Origin of the sequence: Streptomyces sp. NPDC042638 (assembly GCF_040647235.1) — a bacterium.
Lineage (GTDB): Bacteria > Actinomycetota > Actinomycetes > Streptomycetales > Streptomycetaceae > Streptomyces > Streptomyces rameus.
This window is the reverse complement of record NZ_JBEZBT010000065.1, coordinates 23,093-40,243: the sequence shown is the minus strand read 5'-3', so window position 1 is coordinate 40,243 and position 17,151 is coordinate 23,093. Positions and strand designations below refer to the sequence as shown.

13 protein-coding genes are annotated in these 17,151 nt (G+C 70.3%); 4 read left to right on the top strand and 9 right to left on the bottom strand.

Translation table 11 applies throughout. The features are described 5' to 3' along the window. Positions 1-252: 252 nt before the first annotated feature. From AB0B40_RS33500 to thyX, 3 genes are all read right to left on the bottom strand, one after another. Positions 253-1,938, bottom strand: coding sequence for a ribonuclease J (locus AB0B40_RS33500; RefSeq protein WP_345056590.1), 1,686 nt, complete (start codon positions 1,936-1,938; stop codon positions 253-255). Between the two features lie 156 nt (positions 1,939-2,094). Then, entirely contained in the window at positions 2,095-2,994 is a 900-nt protein-coding gene (dapA, locus tag AB0B40_RS33495; protein WP_345056592.1) for a 4-hydroxy-tetrahydrodipicolinate synthase, read from the bottom strand. A gap of 211 nt (positions 2,995-3,205) precedes the next feature. After that, positions 3,206-3,946 carry an FAD-dependent thymidylate synthase gene (gene thyX / locus AB0B40_RS33490; RefSeq protein ID WP_345056594.1) on the bottom strand — a complete coding sequence of 247 codons (741 nt, stop codon included), beginning with the start codon at positions 3,944-3,946 and terminating at the stop codon, positions 3,206-3,208. Between the two features lie 175 nt (positions 3,947-4,121). Here thyX and AB0B40_RS33485 point away from each other — a divergent pair, with 175 nt between their 5' ends. Both AB0B40_RS33485 and AB0B40_RS33480 read left to right on the top strand, forming a co-directional pair. Then, positions 4,122-4,358, top strand: coding sequence for a hypothetical protein (locus AB0B40_RS33485; RefSeq protein WP_345056596.1), 237 nt, complete (start codon positions 4,122-4,124; stop codon positions 4,356-4,358). A 103-nt stretch (positions 4,359-4,461) separates the two neighbouring features. Then, complete coding sequence (locus AB0B40_RS33480) at positions 4,462-5,016, top strand: hypothetical protein (protein WP_345056598.1); 555 nt, start codon at positions 4,462-4,464, stop codon at positions 5,014-5,016. Between the two features lie 125 nt (positions 5,017-5,141). On the opposite strand, the gene AB0B40_RS33475 is transcribed toward AB0B40_RS33480, so the two are convergent. The 5 genes from AB0B40_RS33475 to rpsO form a co-directional block, all read right to left on the bottom strand. Next, positions 5,142-5,594 (bottom strand): tetratricopeptide repeat protein, encoded by a 453-nt coding sequence (locus AB0B40_RS33475; protein WP_345056600.1) that lies wholly within the window; start codon positions 5,592-5,594, stop codon positions 5,142-5,144. Between the two features lie 14 nt (positions 5,595-5,608). Further along, a complete protein-coding gene (dapB, locus tag AB0B40_RS33470; protein ID WP_345056602.1) occupies positions 5,609-6,361 on the bottom strand; it encodes a 4-hydroxy-tetrahydrodipicolinate reductase in 753 nt (250 codons plus the stop codon). Between the two features lie 26 nt (positions 6,362-6,387). After that, entirely contained in the window at positions 6,388-7,767 is a 1,380-nt protein-coding gene (locus AB0B40_RS33465; protein ID WP_362267270.1) for a pitrilysin family protein, read from the bottom strand. After that, a complete protein-coding gene (locus AB0B40_RS33460) occupies positions 7,764-9,983 on the bottom strand; it encodes a polyribonucleotide nucleotidyltransferase (protein WP_345056606.1) in 2,220 nt (739 codons plus the stop codon). The genes AB0B40_RS33465 and AB0B40_RS33460 overlap by 4 nt, the downstream gene beginning before the upstream one ends. A gap of 353 nt (positions 9,984-10,336) precedes the next feature. Beyond that, positions 10,337-10,624 carry a 30S ribosomal protein S15 gene (gene rpsO / locus AB0B40_RS33455; protein ID WP_005479656.1) on the bottom strand — a complete coding sequence of 96 codons (288 nt, stop codon included), beginning with the start codon at positions 10,622-10,624 and terminating at the stop codon, positions 10,337-10,339. 263 nt (positions 10,625-10,887) lie between these two features. Here rpsO and AB0B40_RS33450 point away from each other — a divergent pair, with 263 nt between their 5' ends. Next, a complete protein-coding gene (locus tag AB0B40_RS33450; RefSeq protein ID WP_345056608.1) occupies positions 10,888-11,181 on the top strand; it encodes a DUF397 domain-containing protein in 294 nt (97 codons plus the stop codon). Positions 11,182-11,268: 87 nt separating this feature from the next. On the opposite strand, the gene eccD is transcribed toward AB0B40_RS33450, so the two are convergent. After that, positions 11,269-12,768, bottom strand: coding sequence for a type VII secretion integral membrane protein EccD (eccD, locus tag AB0B40_RS33445; protein ID WP_345056638.1), 1,500 nt, complete (start codon positions 12,766-12,768; stop codon positions 11,269-11,271). Between the two features lie 300 nt (positions 12,769-13,068). On the opposite strand from eccD, the gene eccCa reads away from it, so the two are divergent. Beyond that, entirely contained in the window at positions 13,069-17,034 is a 3,966-nt protein-coding gene (gene eccCa / locus AB0B40_RS33440) for a type VII secretion protein EccCa (protein ID WP_362267268.1), read from the top strand. Positions 17,035-17,151 lie beyond the last annotated feature (117 nt).

Sequence of the window (17,151 nt, the reverse complement as noted above, 5' to 3'; positions counted from 1 at the left end):
GTTTCCGACTCTATCAGATCTTTTCTCGATCCGATTTCCTCGGTGCTTTCCAGGTTCCCGCTCTCGCGTTTCCCTTTCCGGCGGTTCCGACTTTATCAGAAGTTCTGAGCCGGATTTCCCACCCGCTCCGGGCAACCGTGTCCAGCACGTGAAGTGCTGGGGTTCCCCGTGGGGCGGAGCCGTAAACGTACTGGAGCGGGCCGCCCCGATGCAAATCGAGACGCCCCGCTCCTGGATCGCACCGACGGTGCGTCAGACCTCCACGACCACCGGCAGGATCATCGGCCTGCGGCGATACGTGTCCGAGACCCACTTGCCGAGCGTGCGGCGGATGAGCTGCTGGAGCTGGTGAGGCTCCACGACACCGTCCTGGGCGGACCGCTCCAGGACTTCCGTGACCTTCGGGAGGACGGCGGTGAAGGCCGAGTCCTCGATGCCGGAGCCACGGGCCTGGACGTGCGGACCAGCGGTGATCTTGCCGGTGGAGGCGTCCACGACCACGAAGACCGAGATGATGCCCTCGTCACCGAGGATCTTGCGGTCCTTCAGCGCCGGCTCGCCCACGTCACCGACCGAGAGGCCGTCGACGTAGACGTATCCGGCCTGGACCTTGCCGGAGATCTTGGCCTTGCCCTCCACCAGGTCGACCACCACGCCGTCCTCGGCGATGACGATCCGGTCGTGGGGCACGCCCGTGAGCGCGCCCAGCTCGGCGTTGGCGCGCAGGTGGCGCCATTCGCCGTGGACCGGCATCAGGTTCTTCGGGCGGCAGATGTTGTAGAAGTACAGCAGCTCGCCCGCGGACGCATGGCCGGAAACGTGCACCTTGGCGTTGCCCTTGTGGACGACGTGGGCGCCCCACCGGGTGAGGCCGTTGATCACGCGGTAGACCGCGTTCTCGTTCCCGGGGATCAGCGAGGACGCCAGGATGACCGTGTCGCCGTCGACGATGCGGATCTGGTGGTCGCGATTGGCCATGCGGGACAGGGCCGCCATCGGCTCGCCCTGGGAGCCGGTGCAGACCAGGACCACCTCGTGGTCGGGCAGGTCGTCCAGCGTCTTGACGTCGACCACGAGGCCCGGCGGGACCCTCAGGTAGCCGAGGTCCCGGGCGATGCCCATGTTGCGGACCATGGAACGGCCGACGAAGGCGACCCGGCGGCCGTACTCGTGGGCCGCGTCCAGGATCTGCTGGATGCGGTGGACATGGCTGGCGAAGCTCGCCACGATGATCCGCTTGCGGGCGTTGGCGAAGACCGTGCGCAGCACGTTGGAGATGTCGCGCTCCGGCGGGACGAAGCCCGGGACCTCGGCGTTCGTGGAGTCGGAGAGGAGGAGGTCGATGCCCTCCTCGCTCAGCCGCGCGAAGGCGTGCAGGTCGGTGAGGCGGTTGTCCAGCGGGAGCTGGTCCATCTTGAAGTCGCCCGTGTGGACGACCATGCCGGCGGGGGTGCGGATCGCGACCGCGAGGGCGTCCGGGATGGAGTGGTTGACCGCGACGAACTCGCAGTCGAAGGGGCCGACGCGCTCGCGGTTCCCCTCCGCCACCTCCAGGGTGTACGGGCGGATCCGGTGCTCCTGGAGCTTCGCCTCGATCAGGGCCAGCGTGAGCTTGGAACCGATCAGCGGGATGTCCGGCTTCTCGCGGAGCAGGAAGGGGACGCCGCCGATGTGGTCCTCGTGGCCGTGGGTGAGGACGATGCCCTCGATGTCGTCGAGACGGTCACGGATGGACGAGAAGTCCGGCAGGATCAGGTCGATTCCGGGCTGCTCCTCCTCGGGGAAGAGCACTCCGCAGTCGACGATCAGCAGACGGCCGCCGTACTCGAAGACCGTCATGTTCCGGCCGATCTCGCCGAGACCGCCGAGCGGGGTGACTCGCAGGCCGCCCTCGGGGAGCGGCGGCGGCGGGCCGAGTTCAGGATGCGGATGACTCAAAAGACTCTCCTCAACCACACGCGCCACGTACCGGTAGGGCACGTGGCGCGCATGACGTTCGTGCGGAAGCAGTTGTCGTTGTGGATGCAGGCACCGGTGGCCTGCGTATGCGGTTGTCGATTCAGTTGTGAGGCTCAGGTGGTGCGAAGTCTGTTGTCAGAGCTGTACCCCGCCGGCAGCAAGATCGATCTTGAGCTGGGAGATCTCCTCGGGCGAGCACTCGACCATGGGCGAGCGCAGCGGTCCCGCGGGCAGGCCCAGGAGGGCGAGGGCGGCCTTGGTGGTCATGACGCCCTGGGTGCGGAACATGCCCGTGTAGACCGGGAGCAGCTTCTGGTGGATCTCGGTGGCCTTGACGACGTCACCGGAGGTGTACGCCTCCACCAGGGCACGCAGGTCGGGGGTGACCACGTGGCCGACGACCGAGACGAAGCCGACGGCACCCACCGAGAGCAGGGGCAGGTTCAGCATGTCGTCGCCGGAGTACCAGGCGAGGCCGGACTGCGCGATGGCCCAGCCGGCGCGGCCGAGGTCGCCCTTGGCGTCCTTGTTGGCGACGATCCGGGGGTGCTCGGCGAGCCGGACGAGGGTCTCGGTGCTGATCGGGACGCCGCTGCGGCCGGGGATGTCGTAGAGCATGACCGGCAGGCCGGTGGCGTCGGCGACGGTGGTGAAGTGCCGGTACAGGCCCTCCTGCGGGGGCTTGTTGTAGTACGGCGTGACGACCAGGAGGCCGTGGGCCCCGACGCGCTCGGCCTCGCGGGCCAGCTCGACGCTGTGGCGGGTGTCGTTGGTTCCGACTCCGGCGACGACGTGGGCTCGGTCGCCGACGGCCTCCAGGACGGCTCGTACGAGGTCCGATTTCTCCGCGTCGCTGGTGGTGGGGGACTCGCCGGTGGTGCCGTTGACGATCAGGCCGTCGTTGCCTGCGTCCACCAGGTGGGCGGCGAGCCGCTGCGCGCCGTCGAGGTCGAGTGCGCCGTCCGCCGTGAAGGGCGTGACCATGGCGGTGAGGACCCGCCCGAAGGGGGTCTGCGGAGTCGAGGTCGGAGCCATGGGTAACACGCTACTCGGTGCTCGATACGGGTCATGCCCGTGGGGTGCCGGGAAAGTCAGGACAAAGAAGGAGCCCGGCACTGCCTGCTCGGGGGTTCAAGCAGTGCCGGGTCCGTTTGATCAGGCTAGATGAACATCTCCAAATGCCGCAAACCGGACACTTCGCGAGGCTGACCCATACATCCGTTCCCGGGAGGGGAACAGACCTTCGCTACGGGGCCACACGTCCGTTCGCATTGAAGGCGGCGTACGTGAGCGGCATGAGCTTCGCCCACTCCGCCTCCATCTTCTCGCCGACCATCTCGATCTCCCGCTGCGGGAAGCTCGGCACCTTGGCCAGCTCGTGCTGGGTGCGCAGGCCGAGGAAGTGCATCAGGGAGCGCGCGTTGCAGGTGGCGTACATCGAGGAGTAGAGCCCGACGGGCAGGACCGAACGGGCGACCTCGCGGGCGATGCCCTGCGCCAGCATCTCCTGGTACGTCGAGTAGGCCTGCCGGTAGGACTCCTCCATGGCGCTTCCGAGCAGCTCGTGCTGCTCCTGGGTGCCCTCGACGAAGACGTACTTGCCGGGCCGGCCCTGCTGCACGAGTTTGCGGGAGGCGTCGGGGACGTAGAAGACCGGCTGGAGCTCGCGGTAGCGGCCCGACTCCTCGTTGTACGACCAGCCGACGCGGTGCCGCATGAACTCGCGGAAGACGAAGATCGGGGCGCTGATGAAGAACGTCATCGAGTTGTGCTCGAACGGGCTGCCGTGCCGGTCGCGCATGAGGTAGTTGATCAGGCCCTTGGAGCGCTCCGGGTCCTTGTCCAGCTCCGCCAGGGACTGCTCCCCGACGGTCGAGACACGGGCCGCGAAGAGCACGTCGGAGTCGGCCGCACTGTGTTTGACCAGCTCGACCGTGACGTCGCCGCGCAGATCGATCTTGAAATCGTCGTCCGGGGTGCTGGTCACGAGGGTCCTTCCATCACTTCTTGGGTTCGCGTCCACTGTATCGGGGCACCCGACGCCTTCCGGAACGGTGACCTCGCCGCACGAGTTTTCCCGACATGGGCACCTTTTGTGTCATCAGAGCGTCTGTATCGGTGAGGACCACACATTCGATCCCGAGAGGAGAGGTGCGCCCCCCATGTTCCGTCGGCGCGAGCCCGTCCCCTTCGCCTTCGTGGCAGAGGCCCAGAGGTTCCGCAGCAATGTCACTCCCCCGCCCCGCCAGCGGGCGTCCTTCGGCGAGATGGCCGGACGCTGGCTGCTGGGCCTCACTCTCGTCGCGGGGCTCGTCGGCGCCCTGATCGTCGGCACACCGGCGCTCTCCCCGCCGTCCGGCACACCGGCTCAGCAGTCCCAGGCGTCCCAGGGGCACTGAGCGGCAGCGCTGACCCTTCCGGACGCTCCGGGCTGGTGAGCGGCATCACGGCCGGATAGCCTCACCGGGCACAGCCCACGCGAGGACCGAGTGAGGACCAGCCGTGCCCCTGCCCTTTCTGACGGCCGACCGCAGCTTCGAGACGGCAGCCGAGAGTGCGCTGCCCTACGACGACCCGGACCACTGGCGACGCCCCTACCGGCCCGGCCCCTGGCGAGTGGGCACGGCCGCGCTGGGGCTGCTGCTGGCCTCGTTCGTCCTGTTCGCCGCGGTGCTCATCGCGCTGACCGGCTCCGTGTCGTCCGGCGGGGCGGTCCTCGTCGCGGGCCTGGCGCTCGTCGCGGGCTCGTTGCGGCTGCTGCGCATGGGGGTGTGGGTGAGCAGGCGCGGACTGCGCCGGACCGGTCTCCTGCGGACGCGGACGCTGCCGTGGGCGCGGGTCGCCTCGGTGCGCACGGTGCAGCAGCCGGTGCGCTGGCTGGGACTGCCGCGCACGGTGCAGGGCCAGGCGCTGGCGCTCGTACGCAAGGACCGGCCCGCCGAGGAGAGCGCGGCACTGCTGACCACGCACGGCCTGGACTTCCTCGGCCGGCCGGTGGCCTTCGACCGGGCGGCGGACGCGGTGGAGGCGTGGGCCGCGGAGCACCGGCGCGGCTGATCCGCGGGGAAACCCGAAGGGGCCGTCCGCGATGTGCGGGCCGGCCCCTTTCGTATGCGTCTTCGGTATGCGTCGGCGGCCCGTCGGCTTGCCGGCCGGCTTGTGGGGCACGCACGGCGTGCGGGTCACACCGAGGCGGGGCGCCCTTCGTGCAGGGCGATGGCGCGTTGCATCGCCTTGCGGGCGCGGGGGGTGTCGCGGGCGTCGTGGTAGGCGACGGCGAGCCGGAACCAGCAGCGCCAGTCGTCGGGGGACGCCTCCGTCTCCGCCTTGCGCCTGGCGAAGACCTCGTCGGCCGAGTCCCGGTCGATCCGGCCGCTGGGCAGGCGTTTCAGCTCGTCGACCGGCAGGCCGCCCTCGGCCTCGAGTTCGGTGGCGAGCTGGTTGGCCCTGCGGACGAACTGGGTGTTCTTCCACAGGAACCACAGTCCGATGAGCGGCAGGATCAGCACCGCCACGCCGAAGGTGACGGTGACGAGCGTGCCGGACTGGATGAGCATGACGCCGCGGCTGCCGACCAGGACGAAGTAGAAGACGAGGACGGCGGCCGTGACGAGGTAGGTGATCTTCGCGCGCATGGCAGGCGTCTGTCTCAGCTCAGGTCCAGGAAGTGCTCCAGGCCGAACGTGAGGCCTGGAGTCGTCACCACGCGGCGGGCGCCGAGCAGGATGCCCGGCATGAAGCTGCTGTGGTGCAGGGAGTCATGGCGGACGGTGAGGGTCTCGCCCTCGCCGCCGAGCAGGACCTCCTGGTGGGCGAGGAGGCCGCGCAGGCGGACGGCGTGCACGGGGACGCCGTCCACGCTGGCGCCGCGGGCCCCGTCCAGGGCGGTGACCGTGGCGTCCGGCGCCGGGGCCGTGCCGGCCGCCCGGCGGGCCTCGGCGATGAGCTGGGCCGTGCGGGTGGCGGTGCCGGAGGGGGCGTCCACCTTGTTCGGGTGGTGCAGCTCGACCACCTCGACCGACTCGAAGTACGGCGCGGCGATCTGCGCGAACTTCATCGTCAGCACGGCCCCGATGGAGAAGTTCGGCGCGATGAGCACGCCGGTCTCCGGGGACTGGGCGAGCCAGCCCTCCAGCTGCGCGAGGCGTTCCTCGGTCCAGCCCGTCGTGCCGACGACGGCGTGGATGCCGTGACGCACACAGAAGTCGAGGTTGCCCATGACCGAGGCGGGGGTGGTCAGCTCGACGGCGACCTGGGCGCCGGTCTCCGCCAGCGTCTCCAGCTTGTCGCCCCGGCCGAGGGCGGCGACCAGTTCCATGTCCTCGGCGGCCTCGACCGCCTTGACCGCCTCGGCCCCGATCCGGCCCCTGGCACCGAGGACCGCCACGCGCAGCTTGCTCATGTTCCTGCTTCCTAACCGGTGGTGTTTCAGGCGACCGCGTCGTGCAGCCGGGCGGCCTGCTTGTCCTTGAGCGGGCCGATGACCGACAGCGACGGACGCTGTCCCAGGATGTCGCGGGCGACCGAACGGACCTCGTCCGGCGTGACCGCGGCTATCTTCGCCAGCATGTCGTCCACCGACATCTGCTCGCCCCAGCACAGCTCGCTCTTGCCGATACGGTTCATCAGCGCGCCGGTGTCCTCAAGGCCCAGGACCGTGGAGCCGCGGAGCTGGCCGATGGCACGGGCGATCTCGTCGTCGGCGAGACCGCTTTGCGCCACCTGGTCGAGTTCGTCACGGCAGATCCGCAGCACGTCGTGGACCTGGCTGGGCCGGCAGCCGGCGTAGACGCCGAACAGACCGCAGTCGGCGAATCCCGAGGTGTACGAGTACACGCTGTACGCGAGGCCGCGCTTCTCCCGGACCTCCTGGAAGAGGCGGGAGGACATGCCGCCGCCGAGGGCGGTGTTGAGCACGCCCATGGCCCAGCGGCGGTCGTCGGTACGGGCGAGGCCGGGCATGCCGAGGACGACGTGTGCCTGCTCGGTCTTGCGGCCGAGCAGCTCGACCTTGCCGGAGGTGCGGATCGTACGGCTGCCGTCGCGCGGGGCGATGGGCTGTGCGTCCGGGTTCCGGAAGGCGCCCGCCTTCTCGAAGGCGGCGCGGACCTGGCGTACGACCTTGTCGTGGTCGATGTTGCCGGCGCAGGCGACCACGAGGTGGGTGGGGTCGTAGTGCTTCTTGTAGAAGCGGCGGATGCGGTCGGCGGTGAGGGCGTTGACGGTGTCGACCGTGCCGAGGACGGGGCGGCCGAGGGCGTTGTCGCCGAACATGGTGTGCGCGAACAGGTCGTGCACACAGTCGCCCGGGTCGTCCTCGGTCATCGCGATCTCTTCGAGGATCGCGCCGCGTTCGACGTCGACGTCCTCTTCGAGGATGAGCGAGCCGGTCAGCATGTCGCAGACGACGTCGATGGCGAGCGGCAGGTCGGTGTCGAGCACGCGCGCGTAGTAGCACGTGTACTCCTTGGCCGTGAACGCGTTCATCTCGCCGCCGACGGCGTCGAGGGCGGAGGAGATGTCCAGCGCGCTGCGCTGCGCCGTGCCCTTGAAGAGCAGGTGCTCCAGGTAGTGCGTGGCGCCGTTCAGGGCCGGGGTCTCGTCACGGGAGCCGACGTGGGCCCAGATGCCGAAGGTGGCGGAGCGGACCGAGGGCAGGGTCTCGGTGACGATGCGCAGGCCGCCCGGGAGGGTGGTCTTGCGGACCGTGCCGATGCCGTTCTCGCCCTTGATGAGGGTTTGGGTACGGGCGACGGCCCGCGCCTCCGAAGAGGGGCGGGCCGTCACCTTGGAGCTACGGGACGTCACTGCTCGGCGTCGTCCTTCGCCTCGTCAGAGTCTTCCTCGCCCTCGATCACCGGAACGAGGGAGAGCTTGCCGCGGGAGTCGATCTCGGCGATCTCGACCTGGACCTTGTGGCCCACACCGAGGACGTCCTCGACGTTCTCCACGCGCTTGCCGCCGGCGAGCTTGCGGATCTGCGAGATGTGCAGCAGACCGTCCTTGCCGGGCAGCAGGGAGACGAACGCACCGAAGGTGGTCGTCTTGACGACCGTGCCCAGGTACCGCTCGCCGACCTCGGGCATCGTCGGGTTGGCGATGCCGTTGATCGTGGCGCGGGCGGCCTCGGCGGCCGGGCCGTCGGAGGCACCGATGTAGATCGTGCCGTCGTCCTCGATCGTGATCTCGGCGCCGGTGTCCTCCTGGATCTGGTTGATCATCTTGCCCTTGGGGCCGATGACCTCACCGATCTTGTCGACCGGGATCTTGACGGTGATGATCCGCGGAGCGTTCGGGGACATCTCGTCCGGACGGTCGATGGCCTCCATCATCACGTCGAGGATGTGCAGGCGGGCGTCGCGGGCCTGCTTGAGGGCCGCGGCCAGGACGGAGGCCGGGATGCCGTCCAGCTTGGTGTCGAGCTGGAGGGCGGTCACGAAGTCCTTCGTGCCGGCGACCTTGAAGTCCATGTCGCCGAAGGCGTCCTCGGCACCGAGGATGTCGGTGAGGGTGACGTAGTGCGTCTCCCCCTCGATGTCCTGGGAGATCAGGCCCATGGCGATACCGGCGACCGGGGCCTTCAGGGGCACACCGGCGTTCAGCAGCGACATCGTGGAGGCGCAGACCGAGCCCATGGACGTCGAGCCGTTGGAGCTCAGCGCCTCGGAGACCTGGCGGATCGCGTAGGGGAACTCCTCGCGCGTCGGCAGGACCGGCACGAGGGCGCGCTCGGCGAGGGCGCCGTGGCCGATCTCGCGGCGCTTCGGCGAGCCGACGCGGCCGGTCTCACCGGTGGAGTACGGCGGGAAGTTGTAGTTGTGCATGTAGCGCTTGCGGGTCACCGGGGAGAGGGTGTCCAGCTGCTGCTCCATGCGGAGCATGTTGAGGGTGGTGACGCCCAGGATCTGGGTCTCGCCACGCTCGAACACCGCGGAGCCGTGCACGCGCGGGATGGCCTCGACCTCGGCGGCGAGCGTACGGATGTCCGTCACGCCACGGCCGTCGATGCGCTTCTTCTCCTTGATCACGCGCTCGCGGACCAGCTGCTTGGTGAGCGAGCGGTACGCGGCGGAGATCTCCTTCTCGCGGCCCTCGAACTCCGGCAGGAGCTTCTCGGCGGCGAGCGCCTTGACGCGGTCCAGCTCGGCCTCGCGCTCCTGCTTGCCGGCGATGGTGAGCGCCTGGGCCAGCTCGGGGCGGACGGCCGCGGTCAGGGCCTCCAGGACGTCGTCCTGGTAGTCCAGGAAGATCGGGAACTCGCCGGTCGGCTTGGCGGCCTTGGCGGCGAGGTCGGCCTGGGCCCGGCACAGGACCTTGATGAAGGGCTTCGCGGCCTCCAGACCGGCGGCGACGACCTCCTCGGTCGGCGCCTCGGAGCCGCCCTCGACCAGCTTGATGGTCTTCTCGGTGGCCTCGGCCTCGACCATCATGATCGCGACGTCGCCGTCCTCGAGGACGCGGCCGGCGACCACCATGTCGAAGACGGCGTCCTCGAGCTCGGTGTGCGTCGGGAACGCGACCCACTGACCGCGGATCAGCGCGACGCGGACGCCGCCGATCGGGCCGGAGAAGGGCAGGCCGGCCAGCTGCGTGGACGCGGACGCGGCGTTGATCGCGACGACGTCGTACAGGTGGTCGGGGTTGAGCGCCATGATCGTGGCGACGACCTGGATCTCGTTGCGCAGGCCCTTCTTGAAGGACGGGCGCAGCGGGCGGTCGATCAGGCGGCAGGTGAGGATGGCGTCCTCGGAGGGCCGGCCCTCACGGCGGAAGAAGCTGCCGGGGATCTTGCCGGCGGCGTACATCCGCTCCTCGACGTCCACCGTGAGGGGGAAGAAGTCGAGCTGGTCCTTGGGGTTCTTGGAGGCGGTGGTGGCCGACAGCACCATGGTGTCGTCGTCCAGGTACGCCACGGCGGAGCCGGCGGCCTGCTTGGCCAGGCGGCCCGTCTCGAAGCGGATGGTGCGGGTGCCGAAGGAGCCGTTGTCGATGACGGCCTCGGCGTAGTGGGTCTCGTTCTCCACTAGCGTTTTCTCCGTTACTTGTCGTCTTTCGTCCCTCGGCTGCCCGTGTGGCAGGGGGACGGTGGCGGAGAGGCGCTCCGTGCGGTGCGGGCCGGTCTTCGATCGAAGCACCCGGGGCTCACTTCCCCCCGGGGGCCACTACCGAGGACCGGCGGCGGCGTGGTGCGCGTCTCCTCGTTGGTCGTCGTGCTGTGTCGTCCGTATTGCGTTGTGCTACCACACTACAAAGCGTGAGTGACACTCCGCACGTTTCCGCGTGCACGACGAAGGGTGCCGGGTGCGCGGCGGAGCCCCGCATACGGCAAAGGGAGCGGTCCCCGACTTCGTCCGGGAACCGCTCCCCTCACGGCGTTCTACTTCGCGCCCGCCGCACCGCGGCGGATGCCGAGGCGGTCGACCAGCGCACGGAAGCGCTGGATGTCCTTCTTCGCCAGGTACTGCAGCAGGCGACGGCGCTGACCGACCAGGATCAGCAGACCACGGCGGGAGTGGTGGTCGTGCTTGTGGGTCTTGAGGTGCTCGGTCAGGTCCGAGATGCGGCGCGAGAGCATGGCGACCTGGACCTCGGGGGAGCCGGTGTCGCCCTCCTTGGTACCGAACTCGGTGATGATCTGCTTCTTCGTAGCGGCGTCAAGCGACACGCGTACTCCTCGTAGTCTGTGAGTGGCCACCGAGTGCCCCCGGTCTGCATCGCGGGGGAGCTTCCGTTACTCGGGAGGCGGGATCCGCTGGGCGCGGCCTCCAGAACAGGGTTCCGGGGGTGCGTACACAAACGGCCGTCACTCAGGGTACCAGGCGCCGGCGGAGACCTTACGCACGGTCGGCGAACCGCCCTGACGGGGCGGCGTCCCCCACTAGGGTGAGCGCCGGGACCGTACCTACCTCGGGAAGGGGTCGCTGCACCATGGCGGAGACGGAAGCGCAGATCAAGGCGCGCAAGGAGCGGGAGCGGGACGAGCTGTACGCCCTCGACATCTCCGGTGCCGAGTGGCACTGCGCACCGGGCACGGAGGAGCAGGAGGAGCGGGTGGAGATCGCGTACCTGCCCGGCGGGGCGGTGGCGATGCGCTCCTCCCTCGACCCGGACACCGTGCTGCGCTACACCGAGGCGGAGTGGCGGGCGTTCGTGCTGGGCGCCCGGGACGGGGAGTTCGATCTGAAGCCCATGGCGCACAACGGCGGGCTCGACGTGCAGTGAGCGGCACGCGGGAACTCGGCGTGCAGTGAGCGGCACGTGAGAAGGGGCGGCACGCGCGCGTGCCGCCCCTTTCCTTTCTGTCGTCTCCTAGCTGGTCATGGCGCGGGCCTTCGCGTACACGTCGAAGACGGCCAGGGTGAGCGGGATCAGCGTCAGCAGGACGAAGCCCTCGCAGATCTCCAGGAAGCGTCCCCAGAAGGGGGTCAGCCCGCCGCGCGGCAGGATCAGCCCCAGGGCCGTCACCAGGGCCGTGGCCAGGGCGATGACCGCGACCAGCCAGACGGTGCGGATGTCGAGGTCGGTACGGTCGCCGGCCAGCGCCGCACCCATGATGTGCCGCGGCGGGTTGAGGGCGAGGCCGAGGCCGAGCAGGACCAGGGAGGCGAGGCCGGCGGCCAGCACGGAGGCGACCTGGGCGGTGTAGCGGAAGAGGCCGGCGCGCATGAGCATGGCGACGCCGGTCACGAACGCGAGCAGCTGGGCCCAGACGTCGTCGGAGAAGCCCAGTACGGCCGATGCGCCGACGGCGAGCAGCGCGCAGCCGCCGACCAGGCCGACGAGGAGTTCGTGGCCGCGCCGCGCCTGCGCCTCGATGCGCCCGGTGTCCACCGGCTCCGGGGGGGCGGTCTCGGTGCCGTAGGCGGAGCGGGGGGCGCCGCCGCCGGGGTTCTCGAAGCCGATCGGCAGCCGGGCGAACCGCATGGACATGCCGGGCAGGAAGGCGAGCGCGCCGACGGAGACCGGCGCGCACAGGCCGGCCATCTCCCTGGGGGCCCAGCCGGTGAGGGTCGCGACGAAGGCGACGATCAGGGCGACCGACGAGGCGAACACGAAGGCGACGAAGGGGCCGTCGCCGTGCGGTGAGCACAGGGCGAGGATCAGGGCGGCGATGAGGACGGCCGCGCACGCCAGCAGGAACTGGAGCCTGCCGATGCCCTCGCCGTCGCTCAGCGGCAGCAGTCCGCTGCCCGCGACGCCGATGTTGGGCAGTGCGCCGAGGCCGAGGGCGACGGCCGAGCCGCGGTCGTCGTAGACGCGGGCACGGACCGCGGAGAGCACGACCAGGAGGACGCCGGTGACGGCGGCGAGGATGCCGGCCAGGCCGTGCATGTCGTGGCGCGGGTCGGCGGTCCAGGCGACGAACGCGAGCAGCGCGGGCAGCACGCCGCCGCCGACGAGGCCCGCGGCCCGGGTGAGGTCGCCGCTCCACAGCTTGTGCTGCCTGGTGACGGAGGAGGCCACGGCCTCGGCCACGTCGTCGAAGACGGCCGGCGGCAGGGACTCCGCGAACGGGCGCAGGGTGAGGAGTTCGCCGTCGAGAATGCGCTGGGCGGCGAAGGAGCGGGCGCTGTCCAGCACGGTGCCGTCGGTGCGGACGAGGTGGTAGCCGACCGGGGCGCCCGCCGCGGGGCTCTGCTGGGACAGCCGGAGGATCTCCGGACAGAGGTCGGCGACCGGAACGTCGTCGGGCAGGGCCACGTCGATGCGGCTGTCCGGCGCGACGATGGTGACCCGGCAGAAGCCGAGTCCGGTGCCGGATGCGGAAGGGGCTCCTGTCCCGGGTCCGCCGGTGGCGGCGGCCGTCATGCTCACCTGCTGCTCCCCCTCAGTGGTGGTGGTGCGTCTATGTCGTGAAGGTCCCGTGCCGATGCGCCCGGTGCGTGACGGCGCGGGTGCCGCACGGCGGGATTCCGGGGTTCCGCCGCCTCTGCATTGAGGGGTTTGCCCCGTTACATCCAGCCTGCTCGGCGTGTGCTCACGCGAACATCCGGCACCCTACCGCTCACCCGTGCCGGATGAACTCAGTAGGATCACGCGGCGGCCTGCGCTCGCCGGACACGGGGCGGCGGGCGGAACGCCTGGGTCGGGCAAGGGAATTGGTGAGCGGTGAGCCAGATTGTCGTCAAGCGCCCCCCTAGGGCGCTTCCGTCCGAAGTGCCCACGGAAGAGGTCGTTGTCCAGGCACCGCCCGAATTGCCGCGGGGGCCTCAGGAAAGCGTGCTGATGCAGCTCCTGCCCACGCTGGGCATGGGCGGCTCCGTGGTCTTCTTCTTCACGAACGGCCAGCCGTTCATGAAGATCATGGGCATGATCATGATCGCCTCGACGGTGGCGATGTCCATCGCGATGGTGGTGCGCTTCCGCCGCGGCTCCCAGGGCCAGCTGGCCGACATGCGCCGCGACTACCTCAGCTATCTGTCGCAGACCCGTAAGTCGGCCGTGGCAACGGCGAAGACGCAGCGGGACGCGCAGTACTACCTGCACCCCTCCCCGGAGCAGCTCTGGGCGCTCGTCGCCGAGGGCAGCCGGGTGTGGGAGCGGCGGCCCGGTGACGAGGACTTCGCACACGTACGCGTCGGCCTGGGCCCGCAGCCGCTGGCGACCCCGCTCGTCGCCCCGGAGACGGCCCCCGTCGAGCAGCTGGAGCCGCTGACCGCGGGCGCGATGCAGCGCTTCCTCGCCGCCCACGGCACCGTCGGCGACCTGCCGATGGCGGTCTCGCTGCGCGCCTTCTACCACGTCACGGTCAGCGGTGAACCGCAGTCCGTACGGGCCTCGGCCCGCGCCCTCGTCGGCTCGCTGGCCTCGCTGCACTCCCCGCAGGACCTGATCATCGCGGTGGCCGCGGGCCGGGAGGCGCTGCCGCAGTGGGACTGGGTGAAATGGCTGCCCCACGTCCAGGCGCCCGGTGCGGTGGACGGCGCGGGCTCGCGCCGGCTGATCGGCACCGACCCGCGCGAAATGGAGGACCTGCTGACCGCCCGGCTGGCCGGCCGGCCGCGCTTCCACCCCGGCGCCGCGCCGCTGATGGACGAGCCGCACATCGTGCTCGTACTCGACGACCTGTCCCTGCTGCCGGACTCGGTGCTCGCCAACCCGGAGGGGCTGCAGGGCGTCACCGTGCTGGAGGTGGTGCCGGGCGAACTCACGACGGCGGGCGGCGACCTGTCCATCGTCGTACAGCCCGGCCTGCTGCGCCTGGAGTCCGGGCACGGCGAGGTGTACGAGGGCGGCCCGGACGTCCTCTCCTACGAGTCCGCCGAGGCACTGGCCCGGCAGCTGGCGCCGCTGCGCATGGCGTCGGGCGGCGACGACGACGAACCGCTGCTCGCCAACCTGGAGTTCACCGATCTCCTCGGCCTCGGCGACGCGGCGTCCGTCGACACCAAGCGGACCTGGCGCCCGCGCGCGCTCGCGGAACGCCTGCGCGTGCCGATCGGGCTCGGCGAGGACGGCCGGCCCGTGATGCTCGACCTGAAGGAGGCCGCCCAGGAGGGCATGGGCCCGCACGGCCTGTGCGTCGGCGCGACCGGCTCCGGCAAGTCGGAACTGCTGCGCACCCTGGTGCTGGGCCTCGCGGTCACCCACTCCTCGGAGACCCTGAACTTCGTCCTCGCGGACTTCAAGGGCGGTGCGACCTTCGCCGGCATGGCGCAGATGCCGCACGTGGCCGCCGTCATCACCAACCTCGCCGACGACCTCACCCTGGTCGACCGCATGGGCGACTCCATCCGCGGTGAGCTCAACCGCCGCCAGGAGATGCTGCGCGACGCGGGCAACTACGCCAACATCCACGACTACGAGAAGGCGCGCGCGGCGGGTGCACCCCTGCAGCCGATCCCCTCTCTCGTGCTGGTGATCGACGAGTTCAGCGAGCTGCTGACCGCCAAGCCGGACTTCATCGAGATGTTCGTGCAGATCGGCCGTATCGGCCGTTCGCTGGGCGTGCACCTGCTGCTCGCCTCGCAGCGCCTGGAGGAGGGCCGCCTGCGCGGCCTGGAGACGTACCTCTCCTACCGGATCGGTCTGCGCACCTTCTCCGCCGCCGAGTCCCGCGCCGCGCTCGGCGTCCCCGATGCCTACGAACTCCCGAACGTCCCCGGTTCCGGCTTCCTGAAGTACGGCACGGACGAGATGGTCCGGTTCAAGGCGGCGTACGTCTCCGGCGTGTACCGCGCCGGACCGCAGCGGGCGGCCCTGCCCGGCGGACAACTGCCCGTGGACCGGCGGCCGGTGCTGTTCACGGCCGCCGAGGTGCCGGTGCAGTACACCACGATCCCGCAGCAGCGCACGCGGTCCGAGCCCGAGGTGGACGAGGCGCTGGCCGACACCGTCCTCGACGTGATCGTGCGCCGGCTGGAGGCGCAAGGCCCGGCGGCACACCAGGTGTGGCTGCCGCCGCTGGAGAGCCCGCCGTCGCTGGACGCGCTGCTGCCCGGCCTGGCGGCGGTGCAGGGCCGCGGTCTGACCCAGCCCGGCTACGAGGGCGCGGGCCGTCTGGTCGTCCCGGCCGGCCTGGTCGACAAGCCGTACGAGCAGCGCCGCGACCGCCTGATGCTCGACTTCTCGGGCGCGGCCGGCCACATGCAGGTCATCGGCGGCCCCCAGTCCGGCAAGTCCACCTTCCTGCGCACACTGATCTGCTCCTTCGCGCTGACGCACACCCCGCACGAGGTGCAGTTCTACGGCCTGGACTTCGGTGGTGGCGGTATGGCCGCGGTGGACGGCCTGCCGCACGTCGGCGGCATCGCCTCACGCCTGGACCCGGAACGCGTCCGCCGTACGGTCTCCGAGGTGTACGGCGTCCTGACCCACCGCGAGGAGTACTTCCGTACGGCCGGCATCGCCTCGATCGCCGACTTCCGCGCCCGGCGCGCCCGCGGCGACATCTCCGTCACGGACCAGCCCTGGGGCGACGTCTTCCTCGTCATCGACGGCTGGGGCAACTTCCGCACGGACTACGAGGGCCTGGAGCCGGCGGTCCTGGACATCGCCGCGCGCGGCCTCGGCTACGGCATCCACCTCGTCCTGACGGCGTCCCGCTCGATGGAGGTCCGGGCGAACCTCAAGGACCACCTGATGAACCGCCTGGAGCTGCGGCTGGGTGACGTGATGGACTCGGAGATCGACCGCAAGGTCGCCGTGAACGTCCCCGCGGGCGTCCCCGGCCGCGGCCTCTCCCCCCAGAAGCTGCACTTCATGGCGGCGGTGCCGCGCATCGACGGTCTCACCTCCGACACGGACCTGGCCGAGGCCACGTCCGCGCTCACCACCGAGGTCGGGCGCCACTGGCAGGCGCCGGGCGCCCCCAAGGTACGGCTGCTGCCGCGCCGGCTGGAAGCGGCCGAGCTGCCGCCGGGCGACCGCTTCCGGGAGCGGGGCATCGCCTTCGCGCTGGACGAGGAGAACCTGCAGCCGGTGTTCGTCGACTTCGAGCAGGACCCGTTCTTCCTCGTCTTCGGCGAGAGCGAGTCCGGCAAGTCCAACCTGCTGCGGCTGCTCATCCGGCAGCTGTCGCTGCGGTACGGCGGCGACGAGGCGAAGTTCTTCGTGGTCGACAACCGCCGCTCGCTGCTGGACATCACGCCGAAGTCCCATCTGGCCGAGTACATCCCGATGTCGAGCCAGATGGACCACCACATGGCGGCGCTGGCCGACCTCATGCAGCGCCGCACGCCGACGGCCGACGTCACCGCGCAGCAGCTGCGGGAACGGAGCTGGTGGCGGGGCCCGCAGGTCTTCGTCGTCATCGACGACTACGACCTGGTCTCCACGTCCAGCGGCAACCCGCTCAGCGGTCTGACGGAGATGCTGCCCTTCGCGCGCGACGTCGGTGTCCGCTTCATCATCGCCCGCTCCTCCGCGGGCGCGGGCCGGGCCTCCTACGAGCCGTTCATGCAGCGCATGAAGGAACTCGGCGCCCAGGGCCTGGTCATGGCCGGCGACCCGGCCGAGGGCGACGTCCTCGGCGGAGTCCGCCCCCGTCCGATGCCGGCGGGCCGGGGCGTCTTCGTGTCCCGGAAGCGGGGGAAGCCGTTGGTTCAGACGGGGTTGGTGGATGTGGAGTACTGAGACGGCGCTTCAAAGCTGAGACATCAGTGGACGCTTGCTGAATCCGGCGGTCATTCGGCCGCCGGATTCTGCACGTTATGGAATCTCAGCCAACTGGCCGGTTATGGCCGACTCTCC